This is a genomic window from Spongiibacter nanhainus (assembly GCF_016132545.1).
Classification (GTDB): Bacteria; Pseudomonadota; Gammaproteobacteria; order Pseudomonadales; family Spongiibacteraceae; genus Spongiibacter; species Spongiibacter nanhainus.
Genome location: NZ_CP066167.1, coordinates 2073035 through 2087832 on the forward strand (window position 1 = coordinate 2073035; position 14798 = coordinate 2087832).

A 14798-nucleotide genomic window follows, 5' to 3' on the forward strand; every position below is an offset into this window, starting at 1 on the left:
GCGCATGGACCACAGTGATATCGTCTCCCGCCTGCGGGACGCCACCGTTCAGCTCACTGCAGCTGGTGCGCCCTTTGAAATTGTCACTGGCGCCGATGGGCTGAAGCGCTACCGCCAGGCTCCGGCCTCGATGCGGGAGCTTATCGACCAGGGCCGGCAGTTCGGCGACGCCGAGTTTCTTGTCTACGCCGGGCAACGCCGGTCCTTTGGAGAGTTTTTTCAGCGGGTCGATGCCCTCGCCCATCAATTAGTCCATACCCTAAATGTCACAGCTGGGGATCGGGTGGCCATCGCCATGCGCAACTACCCCGAGTGGATGGAAGTCTACGCGGCCGTGGTCTCACTGGGCGCCGTGGTGGTACCGCTGAACTCCTGGGGCAAGGCCAGGGAGCTACACTTTGGACTGGAAGACAGCGGCGCCGTGGTGGTGTTCTGCGATGGGGAGCGCTATCGCTATATCGCCGACGCCCTGCCCACTTTGGGCTGCCGAGCGGTGTTGGCCCGAATTGATGACAAGGCCGCGCCCGGCACTAACACCATAGAGTACGAGGCGCTGTTGGCACCGGCCCTGGGGCAGCCGATGCCGCCGTCCTTCAATGATGGCGGCGACCATCTTGTCCAAATTATGTACACCTCCGGCACCACCGGCACCCCCAAGGGGGCGATGTCCAGCCACGACAATATTACTCAGGCGATTGTGAATTTCGAGTTCCACGCCATCTGTTCTGCCATGGCCAATCCCGGCGCCGTCGAGGTCATGATGAGCTCCGGGCACCCTCCCAGCACGCTGCTGGCGGTGCCATTGTTCCATGTCTCGGGCTGCTACGCGGCGTTTCTGCTCAATCTCCGGGGCGGCCGCAAGCTGGTCATGATGCACAAGTGGGATCCGCAAAAAGCCATTGAGCTGATCGCCGATGAAAAGATCACAATATTTAGTGCCGCTCCCACCATGGTGGAATCTCTGCTGAAACACCCCAGTTTCCACAATGCAGATACCAGCAGTCTATTCTCGCTGGGCGGCGGTGGCGCCGCCTGCCCACCGGCATTCAAACAGGCCATAGAACAGCACCTGCCTCGCTCCTATGTAGGAACCGGTTACGGAATGACCGAAAGCAATGCCACATGCGCAAACTGCACTGGCGAGGCCTACCTTTACAAGCCCAATAGCGCCGGCACACTGTCGCCGATAGTGGATTTCCAAACTCGCAGTGAGGATGGTCGCATCCTGTCCGATGGCGAGAGCGGTGAAATCTGGCTGCGCAGCGCCACCAATATACAAGGTTACTGGCAGCGCACCCGAGCTAACGACGAACTGTTTGTCGACGGCTGGATGGATACTGGCGACATTGGCTATATCGACGATGAGGGTTTTGTCTTTGTGGAGGGTCGCAGTAAGGACCTGATAATCCGCGGTGGTGAGAATATTTACCCGGCCGAGATCGAAGCCTGTCTCAGTGAAATGACCGAGGTACAAGAGGCAGCCGTCATTGCCCTGAATGACCCGCACTACGGACAGGTCCCGGGCCTGGTAGTGAAACTACGCGACGGCGAGTCTCTGGCTGAAGGCGATATCAGTCACTTTCTCGGTGACCGATTAGCGGCCTTCAAACTGCCCAAGTACATCTGGTTGCGGGAGGCTCCCCTGCCCCGCAACCCCGCAGGCAAAGTTCTTAAAACTGAGTTACAGGCTACCTACAAAACCGCTTGAGGCCGCTGTGCCCGCTGCTAGAATCGGAGGATCACCCGGCGACGGCGAATCAAGCATGAAATTATTCTCTCAAAAGCGCGCCCAGCGCATTTTGGATGAAGGGGCGGAAAAAACCGACCAGCAAGCCCTGGAAGAGGCGCTCAACAAACGGGAGCGCATACTCGATAAAGTCGTTCACAGCGCGTCATTGGCACCCTATCTGGAGCAGGTCAAAACCCTGTTCGCGCTGATACAGGACTATGTTAAAGGCAGCTACCGAGAAATCCCCTGGTGGTCAATCGGCTCGGTGGCCACTGCCCTCCTTTACATTTTTATGCCGCTGGATGCGATTCCCGACTTTATTCCGGTAGCCGGTTTCCTGGATGACGCGGTGGTACTGAAGTTGTGCCTGGACCTGATTGGCAAGGATCTGGATAAATACCGGCAATACAAAACGACGACGCTGAAACCAGAAGAAGATGCAACGCCGCCAGACGCCTAGTTGCTGCCAGTTTGCGGTATCGCCCCCTACACCGCAAAAAAGACGTTTCTTTACGCGACTCTGACATCCAAATCGAGGTGGACGTCAGCATTGAGCGAGTTGCTCACCAAACAATGCTGTTCCGCCTTTTCCAGCAGCTTCAGGGCCTTGTCGCGCTGCCCCTCGTCGGCAATGGTCAAGCAAACCCGCTGATCAAAGCGGGTGAATTGCATGCTGCGCTCAACTTTATCCAGCACACCGGTAACCTCGCAGTCGAGTTTTTGCCATTCAAAGCGGGATGCCTGAGCAATGGCCTTAAAAGACAAAATAAAACAATTAACTACGGCTGCGCACAGCAGGCTTTCCGGCGACCATTGATCGCCGGGGCCGTCAAACTCCGCCGGCGCGGCCACAGTCAGGGGCGGCAGATTGGTGGCGGTATTAGCGACATTGGGGCCATTGTCTGCGGCAGCACTGACGCTGTAGTGATGGGGTAGATTCTGCATGGTGTACTCGCTAGCTCAGGCCTAATTCATCGATTAATGCCAATACATCGTCGTGATGGGTCTTGGTCTTGACCTTATCCATGACGTGCTTGAGGCGCCCGTCTTTGCCAATTATGAAGGTGGTGCGGAGGATGCCGTCGAACTCCTTGCCCATAAATTTTTTAGGCCCCCACGCGCCGTATTTGTCAGCGATGGCATGACCATCATCGGACAACAGCGTGAAGTTGAGAGGCGCTTCTTCTTTTTTGGGGTTTTCTTCGAATTTTTTGAGTTTATCGACCGGGTCGGGGCTAACACCCAATACCACGGTGTCTTTCTTTTCAAAGGCCTTGTAACTGTCGCGAATACCGCAAGCCTGAACGGTGCAACCCGGTGTTTTGGCCTTGGGGTAAAAGTACAAGACCACATTCTTTTTACCTTTGAAATCTTTCAGGCTCACTTTTTTACCGTTTTGATCCGGTAGCGTGAAAGCGGGAGCGAGGTTGCCAACTTTGGGGAATGCCACGGGTCTCTCCTTCTAGTTTGAAATCTTGTTCACTGACTGTGCAGCGAGTAGCAGTTACGACGTTTGATCGTCCTCATCAATATCCGACAGATCCGATTCCAGATCGGCGCGCTCTGCCAAGCGCTGGGGCAGTGTTTTTTTGACCTTGGCACCCAGTGCCTCGAGGCGCCCAACCCGGCCCACCAGGTTGCCGCGACCCCGAGTTAAGCGATCCAGGGTCTTTTCATAGGCGTCCCGGCTGCGGCCCAGGTGTTTGCCAATATCCTCTAGGGACTCGAGCACCAGGGCAAACTGATCGTGCAGGCCCCCGGCCTCCTTGGCGATTTTTTCGGCGTTCTGGTTTTGCCGCTCGTAGCGCCAGATGCTTTGTACTGTGCGCAGGGTCGCCAACAAGGTGGTGGGGCCGACCACAATGATATTCTGCTCATACGCTTGCCGAAACACATCTGGATCGTGTTCAAAGGCTGCCATAAAGGCCGCCTCCACCGGAATAAAAATAAACACAAAATCCAGTGAGCGGATTTCCTCTATATGCTGGTAGGCCTTGGTGCTCAAACCACTGACGTGATTTTTGATAGATTGGATGTGCTCCCGCAGCGCCAGCTGTCGGTCACTGTCCAGTTCGGCGCTGCAGTAACGCTCATAGGCCACCAGTGAGACCTTGGCGTCGATGACAATATCCTTGTTATCGGGCAGGCGTACAATCACGTCCGGTTGGCGACGGCGACCGCTGTCGTCGGTAAAGCTGACCTGAGTCTCGTACTCGTGGCCCTTTCTAAGACCGGATTCCTCAAGCACCCGCTCCAGTATCACCTCGCCCCAGTTGCCCTGGGCCTTATTGTCGCCCTTTAGCGCCCGGGTCAGGTTTTGCGCTTCCCGGCTGATGCTGTGATTCATCTCCTGCAGGCTTTTTAACTGCTCCCTGAGCTCGCCCCGCTGACGGTTCTCGGTGTCGTAAATGTGGTCCACCCGTTCCCGAAACGCTTTAAGCTGTTCTTTGAAGGGTTGCAGGGAGGTTTCCAGGGCACTGCGGCTGCTCTGTTGCAGGCGCTGGCTTTTCTCGTCAAAGATGCGATTGGCCAAGCTTTCGAATTGTTCGGTGAGCTGCTTTTTGGCATCGCTGAGCAGGGTAATTTGTTCGTCAGTGGACTTTTGAAGGTGGCGGTAATCGCTTTCCTGTCGCGCCAGCTGTTCCCGCAATGCTGAGAGCTTTTCGGCCGCGTCTTTCTCCTCTTCCCGGCTCCGGGCCAATGCCTCACTATCCTGTTGTTGCTGGGTTTGGGCGACCGCCAAGTCTCTCTGCTCGCGCTCCCGGAGTTGCTGAAGCTCAGTCAGTTGGGTATCCAGAGTCGCCTTTTCACGCTGCCATTCACGTTGGGACTGGCGATTCCAGCGCGCTTGAATAAGCACACCGACGACTAAGCCAAGCAATAGAAAAGCGCCCGCCAGAGCGGCGGGTAATAGTAGTTCTCCAGTCATTGAGGTTTGCGTATCTTCCCTTCAGCTACTACAACAGCGTCCCCGCCCACTTTAACTTCCAAAGGCGCGGTTTCGCTACGGGCAAATTCCACTTTCAGCAAACTTTGCCGGCGCTGCTGCATACCTCGCTCTACCCACAAGCTGTGGGTGCCTGTGGCCAATGTCTGGGTCTGGCACAGGTAGGCCGCAAAGGCCGGCACAGCGGCCCCCACGGGAGGATCGTCGTGATCTGCAATTTGGCCGCCGACTAATCGCAAGTGAAAGTCTGCCTGGGGATTTTCGGTCTCGCTGCAATAGACCAGTATTTCGTTGACCGGCACCGAGGAGGCGCTGCTCTGAGCCCAGGATTCAGCGTTGTACCGGGCGCGATACAACGCCGCCATACTGCGCAGCGGTACCACCAGATACGGGGTATCGCAGCTGACAAACAGGGGACGGGATTTCACTTGTTCAAGGTCCTGTTCCCCAAGGCCGAGAATACCCTGTAACTCGCTATAATCGGGCACATAGCGATCAATGCTGGGCTCCACAGAACGGGTCAGCTGAGTCTGCAGCCCGGTCTCGGTGTGCGCCAGTGTCACCGACAAAGTCTGCCCGTGCTGAAGAAAACTAACGTGGGTCGTATCAGTCTGAGGCAAGGCACCGATATGGGCCAGGGCATAGGCCGCCGCAACAGTGGTATGGCTGCCAATATCTTTTTCCGACAACGGCGAGAACACCTTCAACTCTGCGGCGCAGCCCTGGCTTCCCGGTAGCACAAATACCGTCTCACTCTGATTCATCTCCCGAGCCAGACTTTGCATCTGCCCTTCATCGAGCTCTCCGGCCCGAGGAAATACCGCGATTTGAGCGCCGCTAAAAGGTTGATGGGTAAATACGTCGACCAACAAAAATGCGCATTCCATGACAGACCCTCGTCGTTATTGTTGCCTTAATGCTAGTAGACCCGAGCCATTTTAGGTAGCCCGGATCAGCGCAGGGTCAGGAAACCGCTGCACAAGCTGGCAAAGCCTGATGAATCAGCACAGGTTCCCTAAATTTTTGACGGCTTGTGACCGGTGTGCTCCGCCCATAGGGGGCCAGGCTTGGTCACCCGAATCGGGTAGTGATGTTTTTGACGGTCTGCAAAGAAGTCCACCAAGACGTCGGTCACGATGGGAAACGCCAGCTCGCTCCAGGGAATCTCGTCTTCGGCAAAAAGCCGGGATTCCAGGCTCTCTGGCCCAATACCAAAATCACCGACCAAATCGGCGCGGTAAAACACATAGACCTGATTAATGTGGGGAATATCAAACAAGCGGTAGAGCTGCTCGTTCTCGACGGTCGCGGCGGCTTCTTCCCGGGTCTCCCGCAGCGCGCCCTCCAACATGGTTTCGCCGTTTTCCATATAGCCGGCGGGTATGGTCCAGAAACCGTGGCGGGGTTCGATGGCGCGGCGACACAGCAGCACCTTGTCGCCGGCTACCGGCAGGCAGCCAACGACAATGCGGGGGTTTTGGTAATGAATAACGTCGCACTGACGGCAAATATAGCGGTGGCGATCATCTCCAGCGGGTACTTCAAATACCACAGAGGCACCACATTCACTGCAAAACTTCATCGCCCGGGAGGACTCCTGTTGTTATCCGTGCGCCGGCGCACGGATATCCAACTCCGCTACCGCAACGCTTTGTAACGACCGCCCTGAAAAACCAAAGGCCTGCCGTTGGGTCGGCAGTCCATCTCCAGGACTTCGCCCACCAATATTATATGATCTCCGCCATCATAGCGCTGCCAGATATCGCATTCAAAACTGGTTAACGCCCCTCTCAATACGGGCACGCCGGTTTTACCGATGCGAAAGTGCTCGGGGTTGAGTTGGTGGTCGTCTTTCTTGGAGTATTGATTAGACAGGTGTTGCTGGTCTTCGCATAGCACATTGACCCCAAAGCGTTTGGCCGCAGCAAAGGCCTCGTAGCATTCCGAATCGTTGCGCAAGCTCCACAGCAGCAGCGCCGGGTCCAGAGACACCGAGGCAAAGGAGTTGACCGTCATTCCAAAGGGGGCGACGCCCGGTGGGTTGGCAGTAATCACACATACGCCGGTGGTGAATTGGCCCATGGCGTCGCGGAATGCTCGGGGATCAAAATTCATAACGGTCCTTTTTATGGCTTTGGTATTATCGCTTTGGTCATTGAGGCTTGTGTTTTGGCTTTTTGGGGTCGGTAGCCTCACCGCCGGTGATTGCCAGGCAATCGTTGGAACTGCGCCATTATACACCCGCGATTGGCGCAAAAGCCTGCCCCTCTCCTCGTCCTTCTGGGTGACAGATGGGCTAAAAACCGTGTTTCAGATCAAGGTGTGGACCAGCGTTCAAGAGCCTCAGCGTCACTGTGGCGGGCATCGACCCAGCGGCTGCTGCCGTCGGCCAGTAGCTCTTTCTTCCAAAACGTGGCTTGGGATTTCAGGTAATCCATAATGAAGTCACAGGCCTGAAAGGCGCTGTGGCGGTGTGAGGTACAGACACCGACAAAGACAATTTGCTGCTGGGGCAAAATCTCGCCGACCCGGTGCACTACCGTGGCGGCGATCAAACCGAAGCGCTGTCGAGCCTGCTCGAGGATTTCCTCGATGCAGCGCTCCGTCATACCGGGGTAGTGCTCGAGGGTCATGGCCCGAACGTCGCTCCCCTCGTTGGTGCTGCGCATGGTGCCGATAAAATGCACCATAGCGCCGATGTGATCGGAATTGGCCAACAGCGAGCGGCTTAGCTCACCGACATCAAAGTCGGCCTCCTGTACCCGCACCTCGAAGCTCATGGGCTCTAGCCTCCGGTCACCGGCGGGAAGAAGGCGACTTCGTCGCCAGGTTCGACCTGACGCTGGTCGTGGGCGACCCCTTGATTGACGGCACAGATCAAATTGTCCTGCTCCAAGGCTTCGCGCCATGCACCCTGGCTGTGGGTAATAAGCGCCTGCTTGAGCTCGGCAACCGTGCAGGCTGGTATATCCAGCTCCAGCCCGCTGCTACCCAGTTGCTCCCGCAGTTTGGCAAAGAACAAGACCTTCACGCTTTGGCCTCGGCTTGCCATTCACCGGAGCGGCCGCCGGATTTACTAAGCAGCCGAATGCCACCAATTTCCATGCCCTTATCCACGGCTTTACACATATCATAAATAGTCAGCGCCGCTACAGAGACGGCGGTCAGGGCCTCCATCTCCACGCCAGTCTGGGCGGCCAACTTGCAACGAGCGGCAATGCGAACTTGGTTATTAGACTCGTCGAGCTCAAAGTCCACCTTCACCGAAGACAGCATCAAAGGGTGGCAAAGGGGTATCAGATCGCTGCATTTTTTTGCCGCTTGAATACCGGCAATCCGCGCCACCGCCAACACGTCACCCTTTTTGTGATCGCCCCGGGCAATCAGCTCCAGAGTCTGGGGCAACATGGTCACCACGCCCTCGGCCTCGGCAATACGCTCGGTGACGGCTTTTTCCGTCACATCCACCATCCGGGCGTTGCCACCGGCATCGAAGTGGGTCAGTTGATCGCCTGTGCTACCCATAGCGACTGCCCACAAAAGGGTTAGTTTGTTTTTCCTGGCCAAAGGTGGAGGTTGGCCCGTGGCCGGGGATAAAAGTGATGTCGTCCCCCAGAGGCCAAAGCTTGTCTTTGATGGAGCTGATCAGCGCGCCGTGGTCGCTCATCGGAAAGTCAGTGCGGCCAATCGAGCCCTGGAACAGCACATCGCCGACGATGGCCAGTTTGCTGGGCTGGTGGTAAAACACCACGTGACCCGGGGTGTGCCCCGGGCAGTGAATCACCTGCAGGGTTTGCGCGCCCAACTGGACAGTATCGCCGTCCTCTAGCCATTGATCGGGGGTAAAGGGATCGGCGTGGGGAAAGCCCATCATCCGGCAGTTTTCAGGCAGCTGATCGATCCAGAACTTGTCGGCTTTTTCCGGACCGATAATTTTAACGCCGTATTTTTGCCGCATCACATCGGCAGCGGCGCAGTGGTCCATATGGCCGTGGGTGAGAAAAATCACCTCCAACTCGCCGCCCATCTGCTGCATGCCCGCTTCGATGCGATCCAAGTCACCGCCGGGATCCACCACAGCGAGTTTCTTGGTCTCTGCACACTGCAAGATGGAACAATTTTGTTGGAAGGCGGTGACCGGTACGACACCGCATTTCAAACCGCTTTCACTGGCTGTACTACTCAAAGCGCTATGCCCTTATCGACTAAATCAAAGTGTCTATGATAATGGACAAGGGCCGGTCCGGGATAGGCCAAAGGTGGCGAGGCGCCGGCAAGGAAAGGAATAAAGCTTTATTTATTAACCACTTGGCCGCGATACATCTGCTTTTTCACCGGTGAGTTCATATTGCCCGATCCGGCGCTGTGCTGGGGGGGCAGCGGTTTATCCCGGTAGATTTTGGTGCCCCGGTAGGTCATTTCCCTACCCTCACTATTTGAGGCTTGTTGACTTCCTGGCGCTTGCGCAGGAACACGTTGAGGCGCCTTGTCCTCTAACTTGTAGGGGATCTCCGCCATGTCCATCACTTTGACGATGGTCTTGCGGGTAAAAGGATCACGGCTCTTGTGCCCCATTTGCCCAAGGGAAGGCAATAAATCGGGGTCCACCAATCGTATCTTCACACCAAATTCAGCGTGGATGCGTGAACGCAGTTGTTGAAGTAATGCCACCATTTCCGGGGAATACACCATTGGGCATCCTTAAATATGTTGGAGATCAGACAACGCATCCGTGCGTACCAGTACCTCGCAAGCCCTCACTAAGGGCAATCCTAGGTCCGGTGAACAAAACCGAACACTTGCTATGTAATCTTGTTTACAGCAAAAGTTATTCCATCTATTTAGGGGCAATAAACCGGCATTAGCAGTCCTCCCACCACGCAACACTGTTGTACTGGCACTACAAACGAGCATGCGGATTTTATGCGCACCAAAAATCAGCAAGACTCGGATCGAAAGGCCCGACCTCCTCCAAAACTTGCAATTGCCATTGTGGAAAAACTTCGTTAGAGTAGCCGCCCTCTGAATCAGGGCCCAATGAGTTGCGCACTTACCCACGTGCCAAGACGGCCCCTGAAACCTTCTTCGGTGAGGTGTCTGAGTGGTCGAAAGAGCACGCCTGGAAAGTGTGTGTACGGCAACGTACCGAGGGTTCGAATCCCTCCCTCACCGCCATAAATAAAAAGCCCGGCTTCATGCCGGGTTTTTTGTTTATCGATGATGGGCTGGGTGAGAACCCTCGCCAGGGTTCGACAAAATGCGCTGCATTTTGGACGCCGAAGGCGCCCCGCAGGGGGCAAAGCAGGCCTTCGCCTGATTTGATCCATCCCTCCCTCACCGCCATAAATAAAAGACCCGGCTTCATGCCGGGTTTTTTATTTACCGATGACGGGCTGGGTGAGAACCCTCGCCAGGGGTCGACAAAATGCACGGCATTTTAGACGCCGACGGCGCCCTGCAGGGAGGCAAAGCCCCTGTCAGGCCGCCTGCTCCCCTTCACTCTCAGCCTCACCGCCAAACGCCTCCAGCACCGCTGGCAACAGGCGGGCTATCTCCGCGGTCATAATGCTGAAATCGGCGTCAAACTGCTCGGCGAAGGTGTCGCTGTGAATGTCATCGGCCTTATCGCGGATCATGTCGTCGAAATTGAGGCGCTTGATGGTCAATTGGTCGTCCACCACAAAGTCGATGCCGCCCTGCCAGTGCAGCGCCAGCTTGCTGACAAACATCCCCGACTCCAGGTGACTCTGGATTTGCTTGGAATGCAGGTCCTGATTCTTGGCGCGGATCACCGCCGACTCGTCGGCCCTGTCCTTTAACTCGCACTCACCACCGAATTCAAAGCCCGCGGGGGCGCTGTTTACCAGCCAGTCGGTCATCACGTGTTGGGCGGTGTTTTTGGCCTGAAGGGGAATCACCGGCAGGCTGCCCAGTGAATCGCGGAGCAGCACCATCAGGTCCTCTGCCCGTTTGTGGGAGGGGCTGTCGATCACCAGCAAATTGTCCCGGGTATCGATATAGGCATAGGTGCGACGGGAGCGGACAAAAGCTTTGGGCAGCAGATCAAACAGGATTTCATCCTTAAGCTGACTGCGCTCTTTGCGACCGGGCTTGCGGCCATCGTTGGCCTCAATCTCCTTCACCTTGTCCTCGAGGAATTCTTTTACCACAGCGGCGGGCAACACTTTTTCCTGCTGTTTCAGACACAGCATGATATAGCCGTTACAGGGATGGCAAAGCTCGCTGCCGGCATCACCCAGCGGTGTTGCCCAGCCCATTGAGAGCTGATCCTGAGAGCCACAGGGGGTAAAACTCATGGCGTCCAGCTTGTCGTTCAGCTCTTCCGCTGTCAGCTCGAAGGGGCGCGTAAATCGGTAAACGAGGAGATTTTTAAACCACATAACGGTCTCTGTCGGCACGGTTTTGGGCCGCGCATTGTAGCGACTCCCGCCAGCACTGAACACCGCGGCGCGGTCTGCGAGATTGGCTTTACTCCCCCGGAGCGACGTGCCATCTTTTACCCCACTTTCAAACGCTTGTTGGGGTTTTATGACGCTTTCACTTACCGCGATTCTGGTGGCCGGGATCTTTTGTCAGTGGCTGGCTTGGCGTTTTCGCTTGCCTGCCATCGTGCTGCTGGCCGCCGGGGGACTGATACTGGGCCCCTTCACCGGCTGGATACAACCCCAGCAGGACTTCGGCGCCGGCCTAAAGGCCGTCACCTCGCTGTTTGTGGCCATCATCTTGTTTGAAGGGGGGCTCAATCTTCAGTTCCACGAATTGCGGGAGACCGCCAAGGTTACCCGGCGGCTGACCTCCGTCGGTGTGGTGCTGGCTTGGGGCATCGGCACTGCGGTGGCCCACTATGTCGGCCAGTTGGACTGGGGTGTGGCCGCCCTCCTCGGCGCCATCATGGTGGTGACCGGGCCAACGGTAATTATGCCGCTGCTCAAGCACGCCAAACTCAATCGCCGCACAGCGTCGTATTTGAAATGGGAAGGCATTATCAACGACCCTATCGGCGTGCTGTTGGCGGTGCTGGTCTACCAATATCTGCTCTATTCCGGCGAGGGGCCGGCGCTGGGCCAGATAGCCACTAACCTGGGGCTAGCCATCGCCACCGCCTTTGCCCTGGGTGGCGGGATCGCCTATGGGCTGGGGCACAGTTTTCGCCGGGGTTGGATTCCCGAGTATCTGAAAGCCCCCTGCGTCATTGCCTGTGTATTGGCGGTCTATGCCTTGGCAGACTTGGTACAGCACGAATCCGGTCTGCTGGCGACCACTCTGATGGGCATCGTGATGGGCAATATGCGCCTGCGCAGCCTGGATGAGATGCGCCGCTTTAAGGAGTACCTCACCTTAATCCTGGTGTCATTCCTGTTTGTGGTACTGACCGCATCCCTGCAGATGGAGGACCTGCGCACTATCCACCTACCATTGATGCTGATGGTGTTGGCTTTCTTGTTTATCGTGCGACCGCTGGCGGTGTACTTGGCCACCCTGGGAGCCGGTTGCAACTGGCGTGACCGGATTTTAATCGGCTGGATTGCGCCCCGCGGGGTGGTGGCGGCGGCATCGGCCGGTGCCTTTGCTCCAGCACTGGTGGATGCCGGCTTCGACGATGCCCGTTACCTGGTGCCGGCGGTATTTATGGTGATCTTCACTACGGTTATCGCCCACGGCTTCTCGCTGGGGCCGCTGACCCGCCTGCTCAAGCTGGGCTCACCCGGTAAGGGTCGGGTACTGATCGTTGGCGCCTCACCCTGGGCCATCGAGCTGGGGCTGGCGCTAAAGAATATAAAACAAGACGTGATCATTGCCGACAGCGACTGGGGGCGACTGCAAAACGCCCGGCAGCAGGGCCTGGAAACCTGGTTTGGCGAAATACTCTCTGACATGGCCGAGGAAGCGATGGCGCTGGACAACATCTACACCGTGCTAGCGGCGACCGGCAACAACCACTACAACTCAATGGTCTGCAATCACTACGCGCCTCACTTGGGGCGTCACCGGGTGTTTCAGCCCTACGATAGTGGCAGCGAGGGGCTCAAACATATTGTACCGGAGACCCGCCGGGGCATTACCGCCTTCTCACAGCCGGTGTCCTACGCGGAAATGTGGACTCGTTTGATCCAGGGCTGGGTGATACGAAAAACCGGCATCACCGAGAGTTTTGATCAGGAGAAATTTCTACAGAGTTTGCCTGAAGGCGCGGTACGGCTGGCCGTGATTCCTGAGAACGGCAAGTTGGAATGGGCCAGTAAAGACGGCCGCCGTCTGCAGGAAGGCGACACCGTGATCAGCTTTGTACCGCCGGAGACCGCAAAGGAGACGCCAGAGCCTGCAAGTGCCTAGGGCCTGTTCACACTAATTGCATTGAGCCTGCTGGCGGTCATTTTTGCCTCCAGCTAGGCGGAGGAAGCGCAGTTTGGTCACTCCAAATAAGCGACCGAGAGCCTGCCCCATGAGCGCAGCGAGTGCTTTGGGTACAACAACGCTGGGGGCAAAAATGGCCCCAGCCCTTCGGGTTGTGGCTAAAAATCCACCACTCTTCGTTGTTAGTCATTCATTTGGAATGACCAAACCTCTCTCCTCACGTCCCGGCGGGGAACCGCTTGATTGGCGAATTTTTAGTCACAACAGGCACTATGCAATTAGTGTGAACAGGCCCTAGCTAACCGCTACAGGGCCATAAACTCCGGCGTGTTAAACACCCAGCTTTTAATCTCGCGGCGGCTGGCAATGCGCCAATCGCCATCCACCCGGCGGTAGCTGTCGACGTACCACAGCCCCAACATAAATACGTGGGGCTTGTCGTCGATTTGCATCTCCATCGGGTTAAAGCACATCACCCGGCCCTCGGCGCTGTCCCCCTGCACCTTAATCTGAATGTTGCCGTTAAGGTGTTGGGTATTAGAAAACGCCGGCATCGCCTCCTTTAGAAAGGCAATCGTGGTATCGACATCCCCCACTGAGCCACCAAAGGCGCTGTAATCGATCTGCGCGTCTTCAGTGAAAAGGGGCCGCAATTCTTCGGCGGCGCAGCGATCGATAATATCTGCATAGTGGAACAGCAGGTCCTGAATTTCGGCGCGGTCTGACAACTCCTGCACGCTGATAGCCATGGCTTACCCCCTGAGGCGGTCTGTTGTTATGGTTATTGATCCAGCTTGAAGACCCGAATGGCGTTTTCCCGTAAAAACTTGGGCCAGACTTCATCTTTAAAGGGCACGTTGGGCATATCCCGGAAAATACGATCCAGCGACAAGCCCATGGGGAAATAGCCCGCGTACATTACCTTGTCGCCACCTCGGGTGTTGGCGAAATTGACGATCTCTTCCGGGTAGTGCTTGGGCGCAAAGGCGCTGGTCATGTAGTACAGGTTGGGGTACTTCAGCATCAGCTTCCAGGCCAGTTTTTCCCAGGGCTCGGCGCCGTGACGCATCACCACTTTTAACTCGGGGAAGAACCAGCACACCTCGTCCAACAGCTCCACTTTCTGGGGCGCCATGGGAAGACGGGGGCCGGGCACACCCACGCAGGGGCAGAACGGGATATCCAGCTCCACCAGCTTGGCGTAAATCGGATACCATTTTTTGTCGTTGTAGGGGACCTGGGGGCAGAGGCCAGACGCGAAACCCGTGACGGCCTTGATACCAAACTCCTCGTGGAGCCGAACGATCTTGCGGACCTCGTCCATGCCATTGTTGGGGTTGGCCTCAAGGCTGCAAATAAAACGGTCGGGGTGGCGGCGCAAGGCCTCTTTGGCGACCTCGTTGTGGTCGTCGATGCCCAGCATGGCGATGCCGATGTTGTGCTTGTCCATCTGCTCGATGGTGTAAGCGATGTAGTCTTCTTTTTTGCCGGTATCAGGGATGTCCTTGAACATATACTGAGCCGGCATCTTGAACATCATGCGGCTCTCTTCGTCCATCAGCAGCGGCTTCATAAACTCGTACCACTGGCTATTGTCCTCGCCAGGGACACTAAGCATAAGATCGATCACCGAGATGTCAGTGGGCATAGGCATGATTGGCCTCCTTATTGGTATCGTTGATGGCCATTGTCGAGAGCAGTCCCGCCCCGCTCAATATCATAAAACGCCAGGGCATGGACAAAAGC

The 14798-nt window shown here is 56.5% G+C and carries 17 protein-coding genes and 1 tRNA gene; 4 read left to right on the forward strand and 14 right to left on the reverse strand.

The window, feature by feature from the left end:
* Window positions 1-4: 4 nt before the first annotated feature.
* Window positions 5-1708 (forward strand): class I adenylate-forming enzyme family protein, encoded by a 1704-nt coding sequence (locus I6N98_RS09480; RefSeq protein ID WP_198568157.1) that lies wholly within the window; start codon window positions 5-7, stop codon window positions 1706-1708.
* A 55-nt stretch (window positions 1709-1763) separates the two neighbouring features.
* Entirely contained in the window at window positions 1764-2189 is a 426-nt protein-coding gene (locus I6N98_RS09485) for a YkvA family protein (RefSeq protein WP_198568158.1), read from the forward strand.
* Between the two features lie 50 nt (window positions 2190-2239).
* Here I6N98_RS09485 and I6N98_RS09490 read toward each other — a convergent pair whose 3' ends face one another.
* The 11 genes from I6N98_RS09490 to I6N98_RS09540 all read right to left on the reverse strand — a co-directional run bounded on the left by I6N98_RS09490 (window position 2240) and on the right by I6N98_RS09540 (window position 9368).
* The gene (locus I6N98_RS09490; RefSeq protein ID WP_198568159.1) at window positions 2240-2674 is read right to left on the reverse strand and encodes an OsmC family protein; all 435 of its coding nucleotides are present in this window, start codon (window positions 2672-2674) and stop codon (window positions 2240-2242) included.
* A 10-nt stretch (window positions 2675-2684) separates the two neighbouring features.
* Window positions 2685-3179, reverse strand: coding sequence for a thioredoxin-dependent thiol peroxidase (bcp, locus tag I6N98_RS09495; RefSeq protein WP_198568160.1), 495 nt, complete (start codon window positions 3177-3179; stop codon window positions 2685-2687).
* Window positions 3180-3233: 54 nt separating this feature from the next.
* A complete protein-coding gene (locus tag I6N98_RS09500) occupies window positions 3234-4658 on the reverse strand; it encodes a DNA recombination protein RmuC (protein WP_198568161.1) in 1425 nt (474 codons plus the stop codon).
* Window positions 4655-5563, reverse strand: coding sequence for a PhzF family phenazine biosynthesis protein (locus I6N98_RS09505; RefSeq protein WP_198568162.1), 909 nt, complete (start codon window positions 5561-5563; stop codon window positions 4655-4657). The genes I6N98_RS09500 and I6N98_RS09505 overlap by 4 nt, the downstream gene beginning before the upstream one ends.
* Before the next feature lie 128 nt (window positions 5564-5691).
* Complete coding sequence (locus tag I6N98_RS09510) at window positions 5692-6258, reverse strand: NUDIX hydrolase (protein ID WP_198568163.1); 567 nt, start codon at window positions 6256-6258, stop codon at window positions 5692-5694.
* 56 nt (window positions 6259-6314) lie between these two features.
* Complete coding sequence (locus I6N98_RS09515; RefSeq protein ID WP_198568164.1) at window positions 6315-6791, reverse strand: flavin reductase family protein; 477 nt, start codon at window positions 6789-6791, stop codon at window positions 6315-6317.
* 200 nt (window positions 6792-6991) lie between these two features.
* A complete protein-coding gene (moaE, locus tag I6N98_RS09520) occupies window positions 6992-7456 on the reverse strand; it encodes a molybdopterin synthase catalytic subunit MoaE (protein WP_198568165.1) in 465 nt (154 codons plus the stop codon).
* Between the two features lie 5 nt (window positions 7457-7461).
* The gene (gene moaD / locus I6N98_RS09525; RefSeq protein ID WP_232787295.1) at window positions 7462-7707 is read right to left on the reverse strand and encodes a molybdopterin converting factor subunit 1; all 246 of its coding nucleotides are present in this window, start codon (window positions 7705-7707) and stop codon (window positions 7462-7464) included.
* Window positions 7704-8201 carry a cyclic pyranopterin monophosphate synthase MoaC gene (gene moaC / locus I6N98_RS09530; RefSeq protein ID WP_198568167.1) on the reverse strand — a complete coding sequence of 166 codons (498 nt, stop codon included), beginning with the start codon at window positions 8199-8201 and terminating at the stop codon, window positions 7704-7706. The genes moaD and moaC overlap by 4 nt, the downstream gene beginning before the upstream one ends.
* Window positions 8194-8862, reverse strand: coding sequence for an MBL fold metallo-hydrolase (locus I6N98_RS09535; RefSeq protein ID WP_273475406.1), 669 nt, complete (start codon window positions 8860-8862; stop codon window positions 8194-8196). Before I6N98_RS09535 ends, moaC begins: the two co-directional genes overlap by 8 nt.
* Window positions 8863-8969: 107 nt before the next feature.
* A complete protein-coding gene (locus tag I6N98_RS09540) occupies window positions 8970-9368 on the reverse strand; it encodes a hypothetical protein (protein ID WP_198568168.1) in 399 nt (132 codons plus the stop codon).
* A 395-nt stretch (window positions 9369-9763) separates the two neighbouring features.
* Between I6N98_RS09540 and I6N98_RS09545 the strand changes: the two genes are divergently transcribed.
* Window positions 9764-9851, forward strand: a tRNA-Ser gene (locus I6N98_RS09545).
* Window positions 9852-10153: 302 nt separating this feature from the next.
* Here the strand turns inward: I6N98_RS09545 and rdgC are convergent.
* Window positions 10154-11077 (reverse strand): recombination-associated protein RdgC, encoded by a 924-nt coding sequence (gene rdgC, locus I6N98_RS09550; protein WP_198568169.1) that lies wholly within the window; start codon window positions 11075-11077, stop codon window positions 10154-10156.
* 148 nt (window positions 11078-11225) lie between these two features.
* On the opposite strand from rdgC, the gene I6N98_RS09555 reads away from it, so the two are divergent.
* Window positions 11226-13031: a cation:proton antiporter gene (locus I6N98_RS09555; protein WP_198568170.1), complete on the forward strand. Its 1806-nt coding sequence runs from the start codon at window positions 11226-11228 to the stop codon at window positions 13029-13031.
* 326 nt (window positions 13032-13357) lie between these two features.
* On the opposite strand, the gene I6N98_RS09560 is transcribed toward I6N98_RS09555, so the two are convergent.
* Window positions 13358-13801 (reverse strand): nuclear transport factor 2 family protein, encoded by a 444-nt coding sequence (locus I6N98_RS09560; protein WP_198568171.1) that lies wholly within the window; start codon window positions 13799-13801, stop codon window positions 13358-13360.
* A gap of 32 nt (window positions 13802-13833) precedes the next feature.
* Complete coding sequence (locus I6N98_RS09565; protein WP_198568172.1) at window positions 13834-14706, reverse strand: amidohydrolase family protein; 873 nt, start codon at window positions 14704-14706, stop codon at window positions 13834-13836.
* Window positions 14707-14798 lie beyond the last annotated feature (92 nt).

Coding starts and splice junctions, on each gene's coding strand:
- I6N98_RS09480 (WP_198568157.1), top strand. CDS start 5: ATGGACCACAGTGATATCGTCTCCCGCCTGCGGGACGCCACCGTTCAG.
- I6N98_RS09485 (WP_198568158.1), top strand. CDS start 1,764: ATGAAATTATTCTCTCAAAAGCGCGCCCAGCGCATTTTGGATGAAGGG.
- I6N98_RS09490 (WP_198568159.1), bottom strand. CDS start 2,674: ATGCAGAATCTACCCCATCACTACAGCGTCAGTGCTGCCGCAGACAAT.
- I6N98_RS09500 (WP_198568161.1), bottom strand. CDS start 4,658: ATGACTGGAGAACTACTATTACCCGCCGCTCTGGCGGGCGCTTTTCTA.
- I6N98_RS09505 (WP_198568162.1), bottom strand. CDS start 5,563: ATGGAATGCGCATTTTTGTTGGTCGACGTATTTACCCATCAACCTTTT.
- I6N98_RS09510 (WP_198568163.1), bottom strand. CDS start 6,258: ATGAAGTTTTGCAGTGAATGTGGTGCCTCTGTGGTATTTGAAGTACCC.
- I6N98_RS09515 (WP_198568164.1), bottom strand. CDS start 6,791: ATGAATTTTGATCCCCGAGCATTCCGCGACGCCATGGGCCAATTCACC.
- moaE (WP_198568165.1), bottom strand. CDS start 7,456: ATGAGCTTCGAGGTGCGGGTACAGGAGGCCGACTTTGATGTCGGTGAG.
- moaC (WP_198568167.1), bottom strand. CDS start 8,201: ATGGGTAGCACAGGCGATCAACTGACCCACTTCGATGCCGGTGGCAAC.
- I6N98_RS09540 (WP_198568168.1), bottom strand. CDS start 9,368: ATGGTGTATTCCCCGGAAATGGTGGCATTACTTCAACAACTGCGTTCA.
- rdgC (WP_198568169.1), bottom strand. CDS start 11,077: ATGTGGTTTAAAAATCTCCTCGTTTACCGATTTACGCGCCCCTTCGAG.
- I6N98_RS09555 (WP_198568170.1), top strand. CDS start 11,226: ATGACGCTTTCACTTACCGCGATTCTGGTGGCCGGGATCTTTTGTCAG.
- I6N98_RS09560 (WP_198568171.1), bottom strand. CDS start 13,801: ATGGCTATCAGCGTGCAGGAGTTGTCAGACCGCGCCGAAATTCAGGAC.
- I6N98_RS09565 (WP_198568172.1), bottom strand. CDS start 14,706: ATGCCTATGCCCACTGACATCTCGGTGATCGATCTTATGCTTAGTGTC.